At 46.9% G+C, this 20,867-nt stretch carries 17 protein-coding genes; 9 read left to right on the forward strand and 8 right to left on the reverse strand.

The features are described from left to right. Positions 1 to 79 precede the first annotated feature (79 nt). The 4 genes from BMW79_RS22380 (at position 80) to BMW79_RS22395 (ending at position 3,583) form a co-directional block, all read left to right on the forward strand. A complete protein-coding gene (locus BMW79_RS22380) occupies positions 80 to 2,320 on the forward strand; it encodes an ATP-binding protein (RefSeq protein WP_089898267.1) in 2,241 nt (746 codons plus the stop codon). Further along, entirely contained in the window at positions 2,317 to 2,940 is a 624-nt protein-coding gene (locus BMW79_RS22385) for a response regulator (protein ID WP_089898268.1), read from the forward strand. The genes BMW79_RS22380 and BMW79_RS22385 overlap by 4 nt, the downstream gene beginning before the upstream one ends. A 94-nt stretch (positions 2,941 to 3,034) precedes the next feature. Next, on the forward strand, positions 3,035 to 3,361 hold the full coding sequence (locus BMW79_RS22390) for an import component protein (RefSeq protein ID WP_089898270.1): 327 nt from the start codon (positions 3,035 to 3,037) through the stop codon (positions 3,359 to 3,361). 30 nt (positions 3,362 to 3,391) lie between these two features. Further along, positions 3,392 to 3,583, forward strand: a complete 192-nt coding sequence (locus BMW79_RS22395; protein WP_089898272.1) for a hypothetical protein — start codon at positions 3,392 to 3,394, stop codon at positions 3,581 to 3,583. Positions 3,584 to 3,644: 61 nt separating this feature from the next. On the opposite strand, the gene BMW79_RS22400 is transcribed toward BMW79_RS22395, so the two are convergent. Then, positions 3,645 to 5,252 carry a hypothetical protein gene (locus tag BMW79_RS22400; protein WP_143059253.1) on the reverse strand — a complete coding sequence of 536 codons (1,608 nt, stop codon included), beginning with the start codon at positions 5,250 to 5,252 and terminating at the stop codon, positions 3,645 to 3,647. Between the two features lie 75 nt (positions 5,253 to 5,327). Further along, positions 5,328 to 6,164, reverse strand: a complete 837-nt coding sequence (locus BMW79_RS22405; RefSeq protein ID WP_089898276.1) for a hypothetical protein — start codon at positions 6,162 to 6,164, stop codon at positions 5,328 to 5,330. 189 nt (positions 6,165 to 6,353) lie between these two features. Between BMW79_RS22405 and BMW79_RS22410 the strand changes: the two genes are divergently transcribed. The 5 genes from BMW79_RS22410 (at position 6,354) to BMW79_RS22430 (ending at position 11,327) form a co-directional block, all read left to right on the forward strand. Continuing rightward, on the forward strand, positions 6,354 to 7,976 hold the full coding sequence (locus BMW79_RS22410; RefSeq protein WP_089898278.1) for an NADP-dependent glyceraldehyde-3-phosphate dehydrogenase: 1,623 nt from the start codon (positions 6,354 to 6,356) through the stop codon (positions 7,974 to 7,976). Positions 7,977 to 8,279: 303 nt separating this feature from the next. Further along, on the forward strand, positions 8,280 to 8,603 hold the full coding sequence (locus BMW79_RS22415; protein ID WP_089898280.1) for an EF-hand domain-containing protein: 324 nt from the start codon (positions 8,280 to 8,282) through the stop codon (positions 8,601 to 8,603). A 143-nt stretch (positions 8,604 to 8,746) separates the two neighbouring features. After that, on the forward strand, positions 8,747 to 9,817 hold the full coding sequence (locus BMW79_RS22420) for a sensor histidine kinase (protein WP_089898282.1): 1,071 nt from the start codon (positions 8,747 to 8,749) through the stop codon (positions 9,815 to 9,817). A 3-nt stretch (positions 9,818 to 9,820) separates the two neighbouring features. Then, positions 9,821 to 10,570 (forward strand): LytR/AlgR family response regulator transcription factor, encoded by a 750-nt coding sequence (locus tag BMW79_RS22425; protein ID WP_089898284.1) that lies wholly within the window; start codon positions 9,821 to 9,823, stop codon positions 10,568 to 10,570. A gap of 157 nt (positions 10,571 to 10,727) precedes the next feature. Beyond that, on the forward strand, positions 10,728 to 11,327 hold the full coding sequence (locus tag BMW79_RS22430) for a YceI family protein (protein ID WP_089898285.1): 600 nt from the start codon (positions 10,728 to 10,730) through the stop codon (positions 11,325 to 11,327). Between the two features lie 87 nt (positions 11,328 to 11,414). Here the strand turns inward: BMW79_RS22430 and mug are convergent, their stop codons facing one another. The 6 genes from mug to BMW79_RS22460 are packed head-to-tail and all read right to left on the reverse strand — an operon-like array spanning position 11,415 to position 20,769. Continuing rightward, positions 11,415 to 12,002, reverse strand: coding sequence for a G/U mismatch-specific DNA glycosylase (mug, locus tag BMW79_RS22435; protein ID WP_245752634.1), 588 nt, complete (start codon positions 12,000 to 12,002; stop codon positions 11,415 to 11,417). A 60-nt stretch (positions 12,003 to 12,062) separates the two neighbouring features. Then, entirely contained in the window at positions 12,063 to 13,031 is a 969-nt protein-coding gene (locus BMW79_RS22440) for an ROK family protein (RefSeq protein ID WP_218150411.1), read from the reverse strand. 14 nt (positions 13,032 to 13,045) lie between these two features. Continuing rightward, a complete protein-coding gene (locus BMW79_RS22445) occupies positions 13,046 to 14,521 on the reverse strand; it encodes a family 43 glycosylhydrolase (protein WP_089898289.1) in 1,476 nt (491 codons plus the stop codon). 21 nt (positions 14,522 to 14,542) lie between these two features. Next, complete coding sequence (locus tag BMW79_RS22450; RefSeq protein ID WP_218150412.1) at positions 14,543 to 15,919, reverse strand: sugar porter family MFS transporter; 1,377 nt, start codon at positions 15,917 to 15,919, stop codon at positions 14,543 to 14,545. A 28-nt stretch (positions 15,920 to 15,947) separates the two neighbouring features. Further along, entirely contained in the window at positions 15,948 to 17,663 is a 1,716-nt protein-coding gene (locus BMW79_RS22455; RefSeq protein ID WP_089898293.1) for a RagB/SusD family nutrient uptake outer membrane protein, read from the reverse strand. Between the two features lie 22 nt (positions 17,664 to 17,685). Further along, positions 17,686 to 20,769 (reverse strand): SusC/RagA family TonB-linked outer membrane protein, encoded by a 3,084-nt coding sequence (locus BMW79_RS22460; protein ID WP_089898295.1) that lies wholly within the window; start codon positions 20,767 to 20,769, stop codon positions 17,686 to 17,688. Between the last annotated feature and the right edge of the window lie 98 nt (positions 20,770 to 20,867).

Consider the following 20,867-nt stretch of genomic DNA (forward strand, 5'->3'; position numbering starts at 1 on the left):
GCAACAGGAAGATGATATCCCTGAAATCAGCCATTTTTAATTCTACGACAATTGTAAATTTGCACCTGATCGGAAAAACATGCGCCTACTGAATCGTATTATATATACGCTCGCTTTCCTGGCCATCACGGCCAGCGCACGCGCGCAGTTGCTGGCAGACTCGCTGCGGAATATCGTGGCGCAGCCACAGTTGCCGCTGGAAAAACGTATAGACGCAATGGATAGACTCGGGCAGGTGGTGTTCTTTAACACCGGCTGGAAAGAAGGCCTCCAGATTCTCCGGGAATCCCTGTCAATGGCGGCTCCTATGAAAGACGGCCAATACCGGGCACATACCTACGGCATGATGGCAGCCTCCTATTACATCACCGGAGACGCCACCACCGCTTACAACTGTATGGACAGTGCCTGGCACTATATCAGACACTCCCGCAGCGGCCTCATGAAAGGGTATGTGCAATATATGAAAGGCTGGCTCCAAAGCCGGGAACACCAGGAAACAGCAGCCATTCACACCCTGCAGGAAGCACTGGATATACTGGAAAAAGAACCCGATGGCCTGAAATACCGGCAAGCCATTTATTCAGAACTGGGCGGTATTTATTTCCGCTGGTATGACCTCCTGAACGTAGAAAAATACACACGCCTGTCGCTGGAAGCGGCTAACAGGCTCGGTATACTGGATAAACTGATCAGTGCCAACCAGGAACGGGGTTCTTATTTCATCAACCTATACAGGAGTGATAATTCACAACACAAAGCCCTGGATTCTGCGCTCTTTTACATGCGCTACTCCCTTCAGCTGGCGAGGGCTAACAGGGTGCGATTGGTGGCGCCCAGCGACATTCCCTTCTCTGCAATCGGCATCGCCAATATTTTTCTGGAGCATATGCCCGCAACAGCAGCCAATAAAGACAGCATCGACTATTACAACAAGATCGCACTGGAGGAAGGACGCCTTACCAAACAGTTTGCCGTAGAGGCAGGCGTATACAATACGCTGGCCAATATGGCCTATGGCCGCGGCGATTACAATGAGGCCATCGAATACCTCTACAGCGCCATCGCTACCAGCATGAAAGATCCCTTGTACGATAAATACAATCTGTCGCAGTCATATTTTGGTTTGGCCGAAGCCTTTGAGCAAAAGAAAGATACCGCCATGGCCTTCTTCAACTACAAGCAATACATGGCTACCTACCAGGAGCTGTTTGATGTAGAAAAAATGAATAAAGCCAAAGACCTCGAAGCGAAATATGAAATGGCCCGCAAGGAAAAAGCACTGCTGGAAATAAGGCTGCTGGCGGAACTGAGGAACCGCGAACTGATAAAGGCGAGATACCTGTCGGGGCAGAAAGACCAGGCTTTGCTGGCCGCAAAATATGCAGCTATTGTGAAAGATAACGCACTGCTGGATGCAAAGTATGAAGCGGAAATACAACAGAAAGCACTGACCAGCGCCAATTTCAAGACCGCCAAACGGGAGCAGGAATTAAAATCGATGGGCGAACGGTTTTCCTATAACCGCAAGCTGAACAGGATCTATTCCGCCCTTACAATCGCGCTGTTCCTGGCCGCCGCGTTTCTATTCTATGCGTTCAAACAACGCTCTAAAGCCCTGCGGCAAAAGCAACTACTGCATGAACTGGAGCTGGACAAAATAAACCAGGCACACCGTATGTCGGTGTTATCCGCCATGCTGGAAGGACAGGAAACAGAACGCACGCGGCTCGCGCGTGACCTGCATGATGGCCTTGGGGGATTGTTGTCTGGTGTAAAGATCGAACTGTCTGCTTTGCAGGCGCCCATCAAAGTATCCTCCCCGGATACGATTGTTCACAAAACGATGGGGCACCTGGATAACGCGGTAGACGAATTGCGCCGGATCGCCAAAAGTATGATGCCGGAAGTGCTGCTCACTTATGGCCTGGGAGAAGCCATCAAAGAGTATTGCAACGGTCTCAGGAAATCCGGCGTACCGGTTTCCTGCCAGGTATACAACTATAAAAATGATATGAGCCCGGGCCGGCAGGTAACGCTGTACCGGATTGTACAGGAGCTGGTCAATAATGCCATCAAACATGCAGGTGCAACAGAAATCCTGGTGCAATTGCAGCAGCGGGGTCAACGCATCTTCCTGGTAGTGGAAGACGACGGCAAAGGCTTTGACACCACACAGATGCAGGCTCTGAAAGGCGCCGGGCTGGCGAATATCCAGTCGCGGGTAGAAATGCTGCATGGTACCCTCGAAGTAACCTCTGCTCCCGGCACCGGCGCCGCCTTTAACATGGAATGTTCCGTAAACCAAGATAGTATATGATAAAAGTATTGCTGATAGATGACCACCCGATTGTAATGGAAGGGTTGAAAAACCTGCTGACCCGGCAGGAAGATTTAACGGTAGCAGGTTGCTTCAGTACGGGGAAAGCCGGATTAGAGGGCATCACCACGCTGCAACCCGATGTAGTGTTACTGGACATCAACCTGCCGGATATCAGCGGCATAGAGATCTGCCAGCAGGTACGCAAACAGGATAAAGACGTGCGTATTATTGCCCTCAGCGTACACAACGAACGCCTGGTGATCAAGAATATTCTTAACAGCGGCGCCAATGGTTATGTGCTCAAAAACTCTGTGGGCGAGGAAATCATCATGGCCATTAATGCGGCCTTAAATGGAGCAACTTACCTGTGCCGCGCTACGCGCGATATTGTAAGCCAGGTATCAGAAGGAGAACTAACATCGATACCCAGGATCACCCGCAGGGAAAAAGAAATCATGGGCCTGGTCAGCAAAGGATTCACCACTGCGCAGATAGCAGATCAGCTGTTTATCAGTCCGCATACCGTAGAAAGCCATCGCAAAAACCTCATTGAAAAATTTGATGTAAGCACGATGACTGCTGTCATAAAACTGGCCACCCAGTTCGGTTTGATATAATACGATAGAAAATAGCTGTTTTCAGGGATAAAAACGCCCTGCCTCCGGGCGTAGCTTTGTTAAAACAAAAAATAACAATCTAAACGAAAACAGCATGGACAAAAAAACACTCGCTATCGTCTCCTATATTTCGCTCATCGGATGGCTGATTGCCTATTTCCAGTTTAAAAACAAAGCGCGTGACCCGTTTGTCAGTTATCACCTGAAGCAGTCGCTGGGCATTGCTATTATCAGTACCATCCTGGGTATTGTGATCAGTATTGTAGTGCGGATGATACCCGCGTTATCCGTAGTGGTGTATGCCAATATCGCGATACTCGCACTGTGGATCCCTGGTATCATCAATGCCGCAAACGGCCAGAAAAAGCCTGTACCTGTTGTTGGCTCCCTGTTTGAGGATAAATTCCCTTTCCTGCTGTAACCCTATCCATCTTACTGAAAACACTATTATATGCAAAGAATAGGTTCCTTATTAGTGATCGTTGGCCTTTCCTCCATTGTTGCCGGATTTTTTAACCATGTTCCCAAAATACTAATGTGGATCTATAAATGGGGAGAAGGAACTGCCTGGTGTATTAAGATCAGCCTCGTTGTTGCAGGCGCAGTTCTTTATCTGTTCAGTGGAAAAACACAAAAGAGTTAACATATCGCTGAAACAACCCAATAAAACCAGTAGCCGCATTGATGGCTACTGGTTTTTTATATTAAATGCCTTTATCCTGGAATGCAGCCGGCACGTTATAACGACCGTTTTTATACGGAACCGTTACACGGTCCAGCGGCACATTGCTGCCTATACAGCTGCTGGGAACAATCACCAGGTCGTCGTTTTCCTGCTCACCGTTGTGCTGCAGCATCCATTTGTTCAGGTTACATTTTTGTACGCCATTACCACCTTCATACATATTGTTGGTCACAATATTCATCACGGGTGTCAGCTTATCATTTGTCAGTGCAATCAGGTCATCCCAGGAAACATTGCTTCCCATGTGTGTAATGCCGCCGGAGATCACGATACCGGTGGTACGACTACCCATCCTGATCAGTTTATCAAAGTAACCGGAATTACCATACATCCCTCCCCCGCCGGCATTCAGCAGATGATCCACCGTTTGCCAATGATCGCCCGTTTTTTTGAAGGCCCATACATCTACCCAACCGGAAACCGGTGCGCCGCCGCTTTTTCCCCGGTTGGTGAAAATGGCGACACAGTATAGATTATTGTCTTGCTGAAAGTACAACAGGGAATCAAGCGCCCGTTCCATTGACTCATTGTTGCCCTGTGAAATTTCTACTTCCGCAGGAACAGTATCATACACCGCTTTCGTGAGTGCTTCTACCTGTTCTGCGCGAAATTCGGGCTGCGGTGGCAATAAGCTGACCAACCCGGAGTAAACGCCCGCTATGGCAGCCTGCATATGCACCTGCAATTCGTCGTATGTTTTTTCGGTGTTCAGCAGATCCAGGAATTGCTTTACCAGGGCGGCGGTTTTGGTGTTGCCGTGTAACTGTATAAAAGAGAGATATTCTTTTTTGTTTTCCGGAACCAGGGAATTGAGGTCCATTCTATCATCGAATGACATGGTGTTATCTTCTCCGAAAAGGTAGTCCCGGCAATACCGCTCATACAATTCTTTCGCAGTGGGGGCGAAGATACTGTTGGGATAAGTGTCCAGGAACTTTTCCCAGTTAAGGGTTCTTTTTCCCACTTCGTTGAAGGATATCATTAACCCGGCATCTGCGTTGTATAACACCGTGTCTTCATCTGCCTGCAATTGCAGAAAAGCTTTATAGTCGGCCGGCAGTGAGTTTTTAAACAGGTGGGTATAAAATCCCGGTTGGGTGCGTAACTCCGTATATCCTTCTCCGATACTCCAGGGCTCAATACCTGCGGTAGCCAGCAGTTCAATGCGTTTCGCCACATTAGCGGGCGGCATTACTTGCTGCTTTTCCTTCGAGTACCCGTAGTTCACATATTCATCAAGCCATTTGGATTCATTGGCGGTAATGCCCAGCAGCGCGGTATCTACATACAGTGCAAAGGAGCGGTATAGCAGTACGGCGCTTTCCGGAGTTTTTCCCGGCAACGCATTTTCAATCGCCAGCCTGCGGCTGATAATGCCCGACACATAGGTTTCCGTTGACAGGAAAGGAAGATCCACCGCCTTTTCCACGGTCAGTGAATCCTTTGTACCGGTAGGTACAACAGCTTTCTGATTGTCTTTTTTACTGTTGCCGTGGCAGGCTGCCAGCATCAGGGGAAACAAGAAAATGGGGGCCCAGCTCCGGTGGTTCATAAATATCATCTTCATAGTATAAAGTCAAATACGAAGACGTAAGATAATATAAGCCTTGCAATTTGTATATACGTGAGCGTTATGCGCCCGTTAAAATAAACTACCCTGTATCACAGCGGGTGGCTCTGTAGGTTGAAATAAACCCACGATGGTAAATGGCTGCTTTGCGGCAGCATGTACATGCTGTGTGGTACCAAGGAAGAAATACAGGTCTGTATTCCGTGCGTATTCCTGCAGGTATTTCTTTCTCACTTCGTTGATGGCCTTCTGTTCCCGGTCAGGCCCATTAAACCTTTTCAGGCTTTTCCAATACAGGGATGCCAGGGCCCAGTCCTCCACCGGCAAAGTGATTTCCTCATTTTTATTATCCGTAAAACGGAAAGAAAACCGGTACGGCAGTTTCTGTATCACCTCAAAAGGTTCTTCGGGATGTTCGAAGATCAGGCTGTTGGCTTTTCCGGCCTGCAGCTTTTTGAGCTGGTCGCTGTTCCATTCCCGCTCGGTTTCTTCCACTACAAAACCCAATATGCGGGCAGGTTTGAACACGGCGAGCGATGTATAGAATGCTTCATGTTTCGCCTCCATGAATAACGTATCCAGGTGGCGGTATATATTCTTCAGTACAATGGCCTTCCGCGCGCTCCAATGATCTTCTGTACCCAGATGGCCTTTTTTCTTTGCGGTTTCCTCCAGACTAACGGGCTTAAAGCTTTCCAGCCTGAAATCACGGGTATTCCGTTCAAGGTCCAGTTCCACCCAATCGTACAACTGGTATTGTTCTTCGTAAGTCTTTTTTGAAAATGGAATGGGGTATATCCTGATGAAAACACCATCTTCCCGGAAACCGGCGATGCTTACCTGTTCATCATAATGGGAAGATAACGTGGGGTAACTTTTAACAGTGATCAAAACTTTCGTCAAGGGCATGCGCTAGATTAATTTTCTCCGTAAAACATCCGGCAAAACTAAGGTTAATCGTTGAAAATAAAAAAGTTAGCTATCGCATACGGCATATTTTACGAACACCTTATAGATTTTTCCCGCCCCCCGATCGAAACAATCTATGCGAAATATCCGATCTATTTTGTGTAATTTGTACGCATAAAATTTTAACACATGAGTTTTCAAGATGAGCTTAAAAAACTCTTTGTTGAAGAAAATGAAATACCCGAGGAATTCCGTATTTCTGAAATTCATCAGAGAGAGTACCTGGTAAACGGGGAAATGAAACAATGGGCAGGCCCGGTGAGTGAGGTGTATTCTCCTATCAACATCCCCACTGCGGAAGGTTTGAAACGCAAACTGATAGGTACTTACCCGCTGGGTACCGAGAAAGAGGCCTTTGAAGCCCTGGATGCCGCGCTGGCGGCATACGACAACGGCCGCGGCGAATGGCCCACCATGGGACTGGATGGCCGCATTAACTGCCTATCCGTATTTGCCCGTAAAATGACGGAGCAACGCGCCCTGATCGTAAAACTGATCATGTGGGAAATCGGGAAATCCTATGCCGACTCAATCAAGGAATTTGACCGCACCATAGAATACATCAATGCCACCATTGATGCCCTAAAGGAAATAGACCGCAGCTCTTCCCGCTTCGAGATCAAAGAAGGCACTATTGCGCAGATCCGTCGCTCGCCATTGGGTGTGGTGCTCTGTATGGGACCATTCAACTATCCGCTGAATGAAACCTTTACTACCCTGATCCCGGCGTTGCTCATGGGCAATACCATTCTCTTCAAGCCGCCAAAACATGGCACCCTGGTACATTATCCGCTGTTGCGCGCTTTTATGGAGTCTTTCCCTAAAGGGGTGGTGAATACGATCTATGGTCGTGGCGCCTCCGTCATACCAGGTATCATGTCCACCGGAAAAATCAATGTACTTGCCTTTATCGGCTCCAGTAAGGTAGCCAACGATCTCCGCAAGCACCATCCCAAGCTAAACCGCCTGCGGGCAGTACTCAGCCTGGATGCCAAGAACGTAGCCATCATCACACAACATGCGGATATCACCGTAGCCGTGAATGAATGTATCCTGGGTGCATTATCGTATAACGGTCAACGTTGTACTGCCATCAAAATCCTGTTTGTACACCGCTCCATAGCAGCTGAATTTAATGCGCGTCTCAGTGAAGCCATCAGTAAAATGAAGTTTGGTATGCCCTGGGAGAAAGGCGTACAACTCACGCCGGTTGCAGAACCTGGCAAACCGGCCTATATCCGCGAAGTACTGGATGATGCCATTGCACACGGTGCTGCCATCGTAAATGAAAACGGCGGTGCCACGAACGAATCTTTTGTATTCCCGGCAGTAGTATTCCCGGTGAATGATAAAATGAAACTCTACCGCGAAGAGCAATTCGGACCAGTGATCCCTGTTGTTCCTTACGATGAGATAGAAGAAACAATCGATTACCTCATTGAATCGCCACATGGCCAGCAGGTAAGCATTTTCAGCAACAACCCGGATGAAGTGGCTACGCTGATTGATCCGCTGGTAAACCAGGTAAGCCGGGTAAACCTCAACAGCCAGTGCCAGCGCGGTCCGGATGTATTCCCTTTCACGGGTAGAAAAGATAGCGCAGAAGGTACACTCTCTGTACATGATGCCCTCCGCTCCTTCTCCATCCGCTCGCTGGTGGCCACCAAGATGAATGATACCAACAAAAAACTGCTGGAAGATATTGTAAACGGACACACCTCCGACTTCCTCAGTACCAATTTCATTTTCTGATATAATTGTCTTGTAACGGGCTTTGCAGCAGCTGACTGCAAAGCCCGTTATCTGTACGGCCAATCGTTAATTAGTGTCAACGAGTGTTAAATAGTATTAAGATAACCAGGTAAACCCTTCGCTTATATTCGCCCCAAACATAGCGCCAGAAAGACTTTCCACTACCGCCCCGCTCGTCCGGCCCTTTCCTGACGACCTGCACCACATTAAACTTCGGAATAGGCGGACTATCTAATCCTATATGCTGAACGTTTCAGTATACAACCTTAGGAACTAAATCATCAACATTCAAAATGTACAATTATGAAGAAACACTTTCTTGTAGCAGGTTTGTTAATGGCAACACTTGTTTCTGTAAAAACTTATGCGCAACAGCCGCAGCAACAGCAACCGCAACAACAGCACGACCGCGAAGGATTCTTTAAGAAACTGGACACAGACGGAGATGGTAAACTCAGCAAAGCTGAGGTAGATGCAGCAGTAGCTGGCGGTGACAAAAGACTTTCCAAACTGAAAGAGAATTTCGATGCAATAGACAGTAACAAAGATACTTTTATTGACAAAGACGAATTAAAAGCTTACCGGAAGAAACAGGGTGCTGGTAAGAAAGAAGGCGGACAGCAATAATTGCCTGTTAAGTATTTTTAAAGCGGATGGCCCAAAGCTGTCCGCTTTTTTTGTAATTTATCGACGGAAATGGTTTTTCGTCTACCAAAAACAAGTACTATAGCGCCCTGGCTTACCTTTGTAAACACTACAAAAACAGCTTATTGACAAAGCGATACAACATACTCAAACACGTCATTTTCTGGCTGCTGGCATTCAGCCTGCTCCTTTTTATCTATGGAACGGCCTATGGCAGCTATCAACTGGGGGCTGTAGTAATACTGATGCTATTGCCGGTACATATGTGTTACTTTTACCTGATCGCCAACTGGGTGATGCCAAGGTATTTCTTCCCGGGAAAGTATATCCGTGTATTTTTTGCGTCCGTTGCCATCCTGTTTGCGGTCGCTGTTCTATACCGGCTCGCGGAAATCTTTATCACGGATCCCTATATATACCGGTTTTATAAAGCAGGCGACGCCAGCTTCACATGGGATAAAATCAATAAATCCAGGTGGGCACAATTTACCAGTCCCCTTGATTTTGTAAACGCCATAGAGCGGAGCAACGTCGTTGTCTGGATTGGTGTTACCCTGCAACTGTTTACCTTATGGCATGAGCGGAAACAGGCCGTACTACAGGCGGAATTAAATTTTCTGAAAGGACAGCTGCACCCTCACTTTCTTTTCAATGCGCTGAATAACCTCTATGCACTTTCACTGGATAACGCCCCGCAAACACCGGGCATTATCCTGGGACTTTCCAATATACTCCGGTACGTACTCTATGAATGCAACGCCGACCAGGTATTGCTGAAAAGGGATATTGAAGTATTAAACGATTATATAAAACTGGAGCAGCTCCGTTATGAAGACCGCCTGGAACTCAACGTCAATATCAGCGATGATGTCGGCAACCGGAAAATCGCACCATTACTGATGCTTCCGCTGGTGGAAAATGCTTTTAAACATGGCGCCGCCGAAACGATTGATACCCCCTGGATCAATATCGAGTTATACATCTCCCAAAATGACCTGTTATTAAAAATCAGCAACAGCAAGCCGGAAGGCGCTGTGATCGACAGCCAGCAGGCTACAGGCAGGATTGGATTATTCAATGTGCAGAAAAGACTGGACCTGTTATATCCCGGACAGCACTCGTTTAAATGCTTTGATGAAGAAGATTGTTTCATCACCGAATTGAATGTACAATTATCAGCCCCCAACAAAAACTAAAATATGGTGATCCGGACCCTTATAGTAGATGATGAACCCCACGCCATAGATATTCTGAAAAAATATTCGGCCAATATCCCCGAAATAGAAATCGTGGATACCTGTAATAACGCCCTGAAAGCTTTCCAGACCATTCAAAACTCCAAAATAGACCTGGTATTCCTGGATATAAAAATGCCGCGTCTTTCCGGAACAGACCTGGTCCGCAGCCTGAAGAAGCCGCCTATGATCATTTTCACGACCGCCTACCAGGAATATGCTATTGATGGATTTGACCTGAATGCCATCGACTACCTGCTCAAACCCATTCCGCTGAAACGGTTTCTACAGGCCATAGATAAAGTAATGCATTTCCTCAACGGCGATAAGAACGATCAACCGGTAGCTGTCAGCGAAACAATCATGAAACAACCGGCCAATCATTTTCTCTACCTCCGGATTGAACGCCGGTTGATTAAAGTGAATACAAAAGATATCCTCTGGATTGAAAGCGTAAAAGATTACATCAAAGTGATTACTGCGGAGAAAACATTCTATACCAAACAAAAAATCAGTGTGGCCGAAAAGCTGCTGCCTGTTGGCGATTTCCTGCGCATTCACCGCTCTTTTATTATTCCGGTTGATAAGATAGAGAGTTACAACCCTAATTATATTGTTATAAAAGAAGAAAAAATCCCTATCGGGAGAAATTATAAATTGATCTGTGCCCAGAAATTCAACCCGGGTAACGATATGCTTTATTCGCCGGAATAATTTTTCTTATTCAGCCACAAAACCCTGCTCCTGTCGACTTATCCGCCCCTGTGTCGACACTATTTGTATCCCTCCGCAAATAACGCCAATCTTGCAGTCTGTTAATCTCAAAACGGAATAGTCCGACGACTATCCCCTCACTAAACTATTTTTTAAAATGAAACTTTTACATTACGTAGCAGCAGCTACCCTTATTACCTTAGCGGCATGTTCTCACGAAAACAGCCGTTCCCGGGATTTCAAAGTAAATGAAAATCAGTCGGTCATTGATTGGAAAGGCATGGCGCCCACACATTTTCACATTGGTACTTTCAATGTATCCGGCGTACTGGAAACAGACAAACAGGGCGCCATTACCGGCGGGCATTTTACCATTCCCATTGCCAGCATCACAGACACCGATCTGCCAGACTCCCTTAAAATAGCGCTGTTAACACATCTGAAAAGTCCGGACTTTTTTAACATCGCGCTGTTTCCCGAAGCCAGTTTCCGTATCAGCAGTGTTACCTACGACCGTTCTCCCAAAAGTGACAGCAACCAGGTAACCATCGCAGGTGATTTTTCGATGATCGGTCAAACGCATCCGCTCCGGTTTCCGGCTACCATCAAAGCTGGCGGCGATTATATCCAGACCAGGGCAGCCTTTAAACTAAACCGGCTGGAATGGGGTATGCAAAGCTATAACCATCCGGATTCTGCGCTTTACATTCTTCCCGAAGTCGAAATTAAACTGAATATTCAGTCGCAGAGAATGTAACTGCTTCCGGAGAAATTATTTTTATACTCAAAACGGGAAGTCTTTACAAAGGCTTCCCGTTCCAACAAAGTTGAAGAAGGGAATTTATTAATGGGAGACTGCGCTATATAATTCTTTGTAATGAGTAACCAGGTCCTGCAGGGTAAATCCCCGATTCAGGCCACTAGGATTAGGCAGCACCCAGACTTTCGCCCCGCAGCAGTCTTCCTCCTGACGCCCCCACGCTATCTGCTTCTTACCGGAAAAGGCCATATACGCAGGCTTACCCAGGAAGGCGATATATTCCGGCTGGAAATAGGTCATCTTTTTTTTAAAGCCTTCGATTGATTTTGCAAACTCTTCTTTTGAAAGCTCGTCGGCCCGAACAGTGGCTCTGTCTACCGCAGTAGTAAGTCCATACCCATAATCGAGTATAGTTTTATCATTCACCGCCTGGATTTCATGAGGTGTAAAACCCGCCTGGTGTAATACCCGCCAGAAACGATTGCTGCGCCCGGAAAAATGATGCCCGTCCAATGCAGATTTCAAGCCTGGATTAATGCCGCAGAAAATGATGGTGAGGTCTTTTTTGATGATATCTGTTAAGTCGCTACCCATATTGCTGGCAATATATATGATATTTTGCTGGTTGCATGCAACGTCTTTTCTTTCATTACCGGAAAAGCTAATGAACATAAAGAGGGCTTCTTAAAACTAAGTTTAAGAAGCCCTCTGCTAAAAACTCATCTGCTCTCTTCACCCTTCTGCACTCAGCAACGCCAGTGAAAGCGCGGCCATATCTCCGATCCCCTCACCTAATCCGGCAGGTACAATCCTGCACACCCTGGCGGAGCTCTGCAGGGCCTCTTTCCGGATCACCTCCTGCATCACCGGCTCCAACAGTGACTGTGCCCGTCCATAAATACTTCCCAGAACAATCAGTTCCGGATTCAGTACGTCTATCAGGAGCGCCAGTCCTTTACCTAAATGCTGCGCACAGATATGATACACTTCCAACGCGGTTTCATCTTGCTGAAATGCAGCTTCCGCAACGGATTTCGCCGTAATATTTCCCAGCTGCTCCAAAGAAGTACAAAAGGTCACGGGGATTCCCATCTGCAATTTTTCCCTTGCCTTGATCTGCCCCAGTTGCGCAATTCCTCCGCCGCTGCAGTAGCCTTCAAATGATCCGGCTTTGCCAAAACCTACCGGGCCGGTTGCTGATAATCGCAGATGCCCTACTTCCCCGGCCAGATCCGAAATGCCGGTATATAGCCTTCCATCGAGGATCAGCCCCGCTCCCATACCGGTGCCGAAGGTCAGGAAAATCATATTATTTACACCTTTACCCGCGCCATACTTCCATTCAGCCACTGCACAGGCGTTGGCATCATTCTGTAAAATGGTTCTGATGCCAAATCTTTTCTCCGTCAACTCCACGATGGGGATGTTATCCCAGCCAGGCAAATTGGGAGGTGAAAGGATCGTACCATTTTTGCTACTCAGCGGACCGCCACAACTAATGCCAATTCCCTCCAATGGTGCTGTAGCGTTGTATTTAAAGAGCATTACTTCTGCCACAGAAAATAATTGCGCTATCATTTCATAAGCCGGTTTATCTGTGGGCAACACTTGTTTTTCTTCTATGACAGGTTTTCCATCCTCATCCAAACGGCCAATCACAACAGCGCATTTCGTACCACCGATATCAAATCCTAATAACATATTTTCAATTTTAATTATTCTTTTACCAGCGGACTGATTTTGATAGATTTAAATTTGACGTTTCCGTGTTTGGCGTAAAACCATAAGAAGCCTCCTTTTTGCTCTGGCGTACGATTTACGATGCATCTGCGGTTGTCTATACAAACATCAATGATATCATTGTCCAGGATGATATCTACCTTAATTGTTTTATCAAGTCCATCCACTGCTTTGATGTTGGTATTACCCAGGCTCACGATCCGGTTATTGGCAGAAAAATTAAGGCGATAACCTTCCGTAGCTTTTTCATTGGCCCGGAGATATAAACCATATTCTTCGTTAGCGCCCTGCGGCTCTATTTCCAGCGTTACACGACATTCTGTTGGAATATTTTCCAGGTGTGCAGCCCCAACACCTCCTGCTGAGCTGATCTGCAGATTGTTGCCACTCACGGTACTCTTCAGATCCGGAATAAACTTCAACGACAATGGCGAAGCCGTGGCAGGTATCATTTCTGCCGGGAACCGGGTAGCCAGTGTTCCGTCAGCTTCCTGAATCACTTCCCTGAAAATGGAATTGCCGCCGAATATTTCACCGTTATTATCTTTGTTCTCGTTTCTGGAAGGAATCCAGGCCGCCGCAATGCGCCGGTCGTTTTTAAACGATTCCGTTTTCACTACGTTAGACCAGGATTCATTCAGCGCCTGGTGCCGTGGCTCTTCCCATGGGCCGTAAGGCTTGCGCGATTTCACATAGTACGTGTCGCTGTTATCACTGTATACCAGGTAATACCAGCCTTTCCAGAAGAAGTAATCCGGACACTCCGGTACCGACGGTTGCCCCGTTAAGATCGGATCCAGCACCTTCCAGTTTTTCAAGTCCTTTGATGTGAGATGCACCAGGCAGCCGCCTGCATTTCCCATCACCGGGTTTTCCTGCCAGCTGGACACAAACAAATGGAACTCGCCCGTTTTCTCATCTACAAAAACCTTTGGATCACGGAAATCCCTTTTGCTGTAGCCCGGTGCCGATGTGTAGAAAGGATTCGGTTTCTGTTTTTCAAAATGAATACCATCGTCGCTGACAGCGTAGCTCAACTGCTCATTGACATGCCCTTCGCTGTTGATTAAACGCGTTGCATAAAAAGCATAATATTTCTTATTGTGAAAAACAACAGAGCCGGTACAGATCGATTTCTCCCAGGCCTCATCGATGCCCAGTACTACCGGATACTGTTTCCAGTTCACCAGATCCGTAGTAGTACTCAATACCCATTGATGACCGCCTAGTCCGCCCAAACTTTTATGATGGGCAGAATCCAGTAACCAGTAGTAATAATAGGTACCGTTGTGGGAAAACGGAATACAATCACCCACAAACAGGTTCCCCTTCGGCTTGAAGTATTGCAGATTTTTCGTGGTTTGCACAGACGGATCATATTGCACCCCTAACTGGGCGTAGGACATAGTACAGAGTGCCAGTAACAGGCTGACGAACATTATTCTTTTCATACGTTAATTATTTTCCCGAGATTAAAGTTTCCTTGGATTACTCCCTTTGCGCCAGAAGCTCTCAATGTCTTCCAGCGATTTCCCTTTGGTTTCCGGGATATAGTAATATCCCCATACGGCGCCAATCAGGCAGATTACGGCATAGCACCAGAAAGTAGCGTCGATACCCAGTGAATTTACCAGCTTTAAAAAAGTAAAAGCAATGACAGCATTAAAAGCCCAGTGCGCTAAAGAACCAATGCTCATCCCCACTCCCCTTACATTTAACGGGAATATTTCTGAGATCAGCAACCAGCCTAAAGGAGCAAGACTGATCGCTATAAAAACGATATAACATACAATACTCAATACGGCAAAGATGGGCAGAGAGGCACCCAATGCTTCTTTAAAATGGAAACAGATGCCCAGTAATGCCAGTGAAGGAATCATCCCCAGGATGCCTATCATATACAACTTCCTTCTCCCGGTTCTGTCTAACAGAAAAACAGACAACAGGCAGGCCAGCACATTCATAACGCCGATAATAATAGCCGGAATAATAGATTGTGTATTGCTCACAATACCTGCCATTTTAAAAATAATGGGAGAATAATAAATGATGGTATTTACACCGGAGAACTGTTGGAAGAAGAAAATGCCCACTGTAATAATCAGCGGCGTACGCAGCCAGGGCTTGAATATTTCCGTTACACGGGTTTTGTTTTCCGTTTCCTGTTTCACTTCCTGCTGGATATTGGCCAGTGTTTTTTCGACCATATCCGGGTCTTCCACTTTTTTCAGCACTTTGATGCCTTCCTCCAGCCGGTGCCTGCTGATAAGCCAGCGGGGAGTTTCCGGCAAAAAGAACATTCCTATCAGCAGCACCAGCGCAGGTATCAATCCTACAAGAAACATCCATCGCCAGGATTCGTTGTTGTTATCATCAGAGAGGGCAAAATCAGTTATATAAGACACAAGGATACCTATCGTGATCATCAACTGGTTCAGTGTTACCAATGCGCCCCTGATACGGGTGGGTGAAATTTCCGCGATATACATCGGTACCACATAGGAAGTGATGCCGATAGCAATACCAATGAGGATCCGCATCAGGATCAGGATAGCAGGATTGGGAGCAAAAGCGCAACCAATTGCACCTACGGTAAATATGACCGCATTGACAATAATCATCTGTTTTCTGCCGATAATATCCGAGAGACGGCCACTGCCTATTGCTCCCACTACTGCACCCAGCAACACGGTGGTAGTGATCCATTCAATGCTGGCATCATTCAGTTGCCAGTATTGTTTCAGGAATGGCAATGCACCGGAAATAACGCCGGTATCAAAACCAAATAACAATCCACCGGTGGCGGCAACGATCGAGATCATGAGTACGTTCGGTCTAATCTTGGTCACTTTCATTTAATTTGCTTTAGTGGTTTATTTATTGCCATCCAACGTTCTGCTTATATACGCCACGGCTGTAATTGAGCTGTGCCAGGGGAATGGGCAGGTATTCGTCCCTGTTTTTCTGGAAATGCGCGTCTTTTAAATAAGCCCTTCTGGATGATTCTTCCTTAAAATACTTATTTAAATATTCAGCTGCTATACCCCACCTCACTAAATCGAAGAAACGGTTGCCTTCCATGGCAAATTCGAGCCGTCTTTCCCATACCAGCGCCTGCCAGGCAAAATCTTTCGTCCAGTTGCAATTGGTACCCGGTTTATAGATATCTGTTTTATAGTTGGAAAAATAAGTCCCATTGGGATATTTCAGTTTTGCGGTACTTGTCATGGCCCTTTGGCGAACAGCATTGATGAGCGGCAATGCTTCACTAAAGCGGTTCAGTTGTATCAGTGCTTCTGCTTTCCAGAGTAAAACATCTGCATAACGGATCACCTCATAGTTTTTTGAACTCGACATAAACGGCGGGATCTTCTGGAAAGATGGATCATCCGGTGCCACCGTTTCTTTCAGGGAAGAGAAATATCCATAGATCTGCGGCGCTCTGGCCCATGTTTTATCATAGATAAAATTAGTACTGTATTTATAGGGATGCCCCGGTATAGCCACTGTATGATCCAGTCTAGGATCAAAAGTGTTATTGGTAAAATCGGCGCCTTCCTTTGCATCGGTTTTGTTATAGGTGTCAAACATCGGCAGGCCGGCGGCATCTGTTTTAAAGGCATTTACCAGGTTTTGACTTGGAAGATGGAAACCGCAGCAACCAAACTCTTTGTTCATCGGGTAATTCAATGCCACTCCCATGTTCAGGCGACCTTTGGGGGTGCCGTCATCTTTGGAATACTGCACGGCAAATACCGATTCCACTCCATTGTCGAACTGCGCAAGGAAGTTATTGGCAAAGTCCGGGCTTAACAGGTACCCCGCTGCTGTTACCTGGTCGCACAGGGCAATCACTTCGGTCAGTTTTTCCTGGTTGATGGAAGTTAAGTTATTGCTTTCATCCTGCACATAGGCCTGGTACAACAATGTTTTAGCAAGGTAGGCAGCGGCACCAGCTTTGTTTACCCTTCCCACCTCCGGTTGTTTTACCGGCAGGTTGTCGGCCCCAAAGCGGAAATCGTCTGCAATTTTATTCCACAACTCATCATTGGACAATCCCTTGTTGGAGATTTCACCATACTTTAGCTCTGGTATGGTTTCATCGATATAAGGCACATATTTATAAAGCACTTTGAGCAGGAAGTAAAAATGTCCCCTGATAAAACGGGCTTCCGCCTGTCGCACTTTCTTCTGTGGATAGCTGCTGTCGCTTACCTGGTTGATCCTTCTCAGCGCGTCGTTGGCGCGGGATACGCCGATATAGAGATAATACCACATCTGGTCGGTGTTACCAATCTCGGGTCTGTTACCGGAGAATATTTCATAGTTGTTCCAGTCGGTGTTATCGCCCGGACTATCCCCTCCTTTGTAGGCGTCGCCGCTGCGCATGCTGCCCCAGGGCCACAGTGAAAAGGACGTATGTATGTTATCGTTACCCAGCCCGGCATAGGCAGCGATCACCATTTTGTCGATGTTTTCGGGCGTATTCAGGTCATTCCCGGAGATAACGCCCTGCGGCGTTTGTTCGAGCGACCTGGAACATGAGGTACCTAATAGTGAAAAGGCGATGATGATATATATAAAGTGTTTCATTTTCCTGTTTTTAAAGTCAGTACTATAATGTAATGTTCAGGCCAGCAGTGTAGATGGACGGAATCGGAAATGTGCTGTTGGGCGCTTCCGGATCAGGACCGGTATACCGGCTGCTCTTCCATGTCAGGAGATTGCTTCCCTGTAAAAAGAATCTTGCTCTTTTGATGCTGATCTTATTGGCCAGGCTGGTCAGATCATATCCAATCTGTACATTCCTTAAACGCAGGTAGGATCCGGGTTCCAGGTAATAGGTAGAAAAGCGGCCTTCATCATTTCTGTCAACCAGTGTGAGTGCGGGAATGCTGGCGCCTGTGTTTTGCGGGGTCCATGCATCCAGGGTTCTTTTGCCCCAGTTGGTTCCCGGCCAGAGAGAAGAGAAATCCGTGTAGATCTTGCTGCTGTTGTTGACCATCACCCCTTGTACGCCCTGGAAGAAAATACTGATATCGAAGTTTTTATACGAAGCGCTGATATTGAGTCCGTAAGTAAAATCCGGATCGCTGGTACCGATATAATCTCTGTCGGCGCCATTAATGATGCCGTCGTTATTAAGATCTTTATAACGGATCCTGCCAACGCCTTTACCGTTTTGTGTAGCGTGTTTATCCACTTCTCCCTGGTCCTGGAAAATACCATCTGCTACATAGCCGAAGTAGCTGCTTACAGATCTGTTGATAATGATTTTATCGTTGCCGTTGCCGGGAAAAGCCGTCAGCGAGTTTTCCGGAAGCTTGGTTATTTTATTGCGGTAAGTGGCGACATTTGCAGAGATAGAAAACCTCAGCTCCCTTCCTATCTTGCCATCATAATTAATCACGCCTTCGAAACCTTTATTACTCATTGAAGCGCCGTTGACAGTTGGGTCGCCGCCCTCTCCGATCACCGCCAGGCTGGGTGGCGTGAGCAATATATCTGCGGTGTTCTTGATAAAATAATCGACTGATCCGGAAATTTTCTGTTGCAGGAATCCAAAGTCGATACCGAAGTTGGATTGTGTGGTAGACTCCCATTTCAACGTGTTATTGCCACGTTGTGTTTTGGTAAACCCGGAGGGCAGCTGGCCCGAATTACCGCCATTGATATCATATGCACTGCCACGATCCCTGTCCCAGGTAGGATCAGTGCCATAGATAGCAGAATACAGGTCATAGATAGCATTGTTGGCAATGGCCTGGTTGCCGGTTTTACCCCATCCGTATCTTAATTTCAGATCAGACACAAATGGCATATTATTTTTGATAAATCCTTCTTCACTTAATCTCCATCCAAGGGAAAAAGCGGGGAAATAAGCGTAGCGGTTATCGGCACCGAAACGGGAGGAACCATCTCTCCGGATGGTAGCGGAAGCGAGATAACGTGCTTTGTAAGCATAATTGACTTTGCCGAAAAACGACATCAGCGAGTTATTGGCGCCGGATCCGCCGTTGTCTTTATTGGAGGAGCCTGCGTCGAGATAGGCGTAGTCAATGTTTTCGAGCGCATAGCCCTGCCTTGATCCGAAGAAGTTTTGCGACATGAACTGGATCTGTTCACTACCCAGCAATGCTTCGATGGCACTTTCACCAAAAACTTTATTATAATTCAGTGTATTCTGCCATACCCAGTTGCCACTGTAATCCTGTGACGTTCTTACCTGGTTGGAAGGATCGGTGAGAAAGCCTGATACATAAGATTTGCGGAGGGTGCGGGCATAGTTACCGCTATAATCTACCCCGATGCTGCTTTTCAACACCAGGTCAGGGGTTATTTTCAAGGCAGCGTATGCATTACCAAACAGGCGATAGAAATGTGATTTATTCTGGCGGTTGTCTTCGATCAGTCTTACGGGATTCTGGCGATCGGTCATACCGGGTGCAGGGCCTCCCCAGCCGCCATCTATCGTATGCACTGGTACTATGGGTTGCGCCTGTAACGACAGGCCCACAATATCTTCTGCCGGCACGGCGGTGCCCACTGAATGCGTAAAGGAAAGGTTTTCGCCGACAACGAGCCGGTCGTTAAACATGCGATACTCTGTATTGGCTCTGGTGGTAAGGCGTTTGAGCGAGGAGCCCCTGATAATACCGGTGTTGTCGTAGTAGCTGACAGAGAAAAGCGAACTTCCTTTTTCGCTACCGTTTGAAATGGTGATATCATTATTCTTGATCAGGGAAGTCTGTGAAATTTCATTGAACCATTTTGTATCAGCGGGCCGCATGGTTTTGGCAGCATCGAGGTATTCCGGCAGGATGACTTTATTCAGCACAGGTTTTCCGTTCTGGTTGCCGGTTTCAAATTTATAGATCTGGCTGGCCGTGTTGGGATCAGTGCCATCGTTGATGGCTGCCTGCCATACAGCTCTTCCTCTTTCATCGGTATTGAGTACCTGGATTTTGGTGCGGTAATTTTGTGTGGAGATGGAAGAATTGACATCTATTTTGCTGACGCCTTTCTTTCCTTTTTTTGTGGTGATGATGATCACACCGTTGGCGGCTCTTGAGCCGTAGATGGTAGCGGCAGATGCGTCTTTAAGTACCTGCATGGATTCGATATCCGCCTGGTTGATTTCATTCAGTCCGCGTTCCGTAGGGATCCCATCTATTACATACAGCGGATTGTTATTTCCGAGCGTTCCGATACCCCGGATTCGCACGGTGGCGTCGCTTGCCGGCGAACCGTTGGTAGTGATAAAAACGCCCGGGATTCTGCCTTGCAAGGCCTTTATCGGGTTACCCAGCGGAATGTCTTTGATCTCGGCCGTTTTCACGACAGAAACTGCGCCGGTGAGATCTGCCTTTTTCTGTGCCTGGTAGCCGGTTACTACAATTTCGTTCAGGCTTCCGGTTTCATACTCCATGGAGAAGGCCAGCGGTTCCTGTGAATTGGTAATCAGTACGGAGGCCGTTTTCATACCGATGTAAGAAAATGTGATGGACTCATTTACACGGGCGGTGATGGTAAATTCGCCACTTTTCCCGGTGGTGACTACCTGTTGACTTGATTTCACCGTTACTCCCGGCAGCGGGGATTGCAGCTCTTTGCTGGTAACGGTACCTGTGACGGTTTTCTGCTGGGCAAAGACGCCCAGGCAGAAAAACATAGGGAAGATGAATAGCATCAGTTTCATAACGTTGGATTTATAGTGTTGCTTTAATAGCCGCTACATTCACTTTAAACGTTTAAATTAAACAGTCAAAAAAAGTCTAAGGCAAAAGGGACACCTTA

It is taken from the genome of Chitinophaga arvensicola (genome assembly GCF_900110835.1).
Taxonomy (GTDB): Bacteria; Bacteroidota; Bacteroidia; order Chitinophagales; family Chitinophagaceae; genus Chitinophaga; species Chitinophaga arvensicola.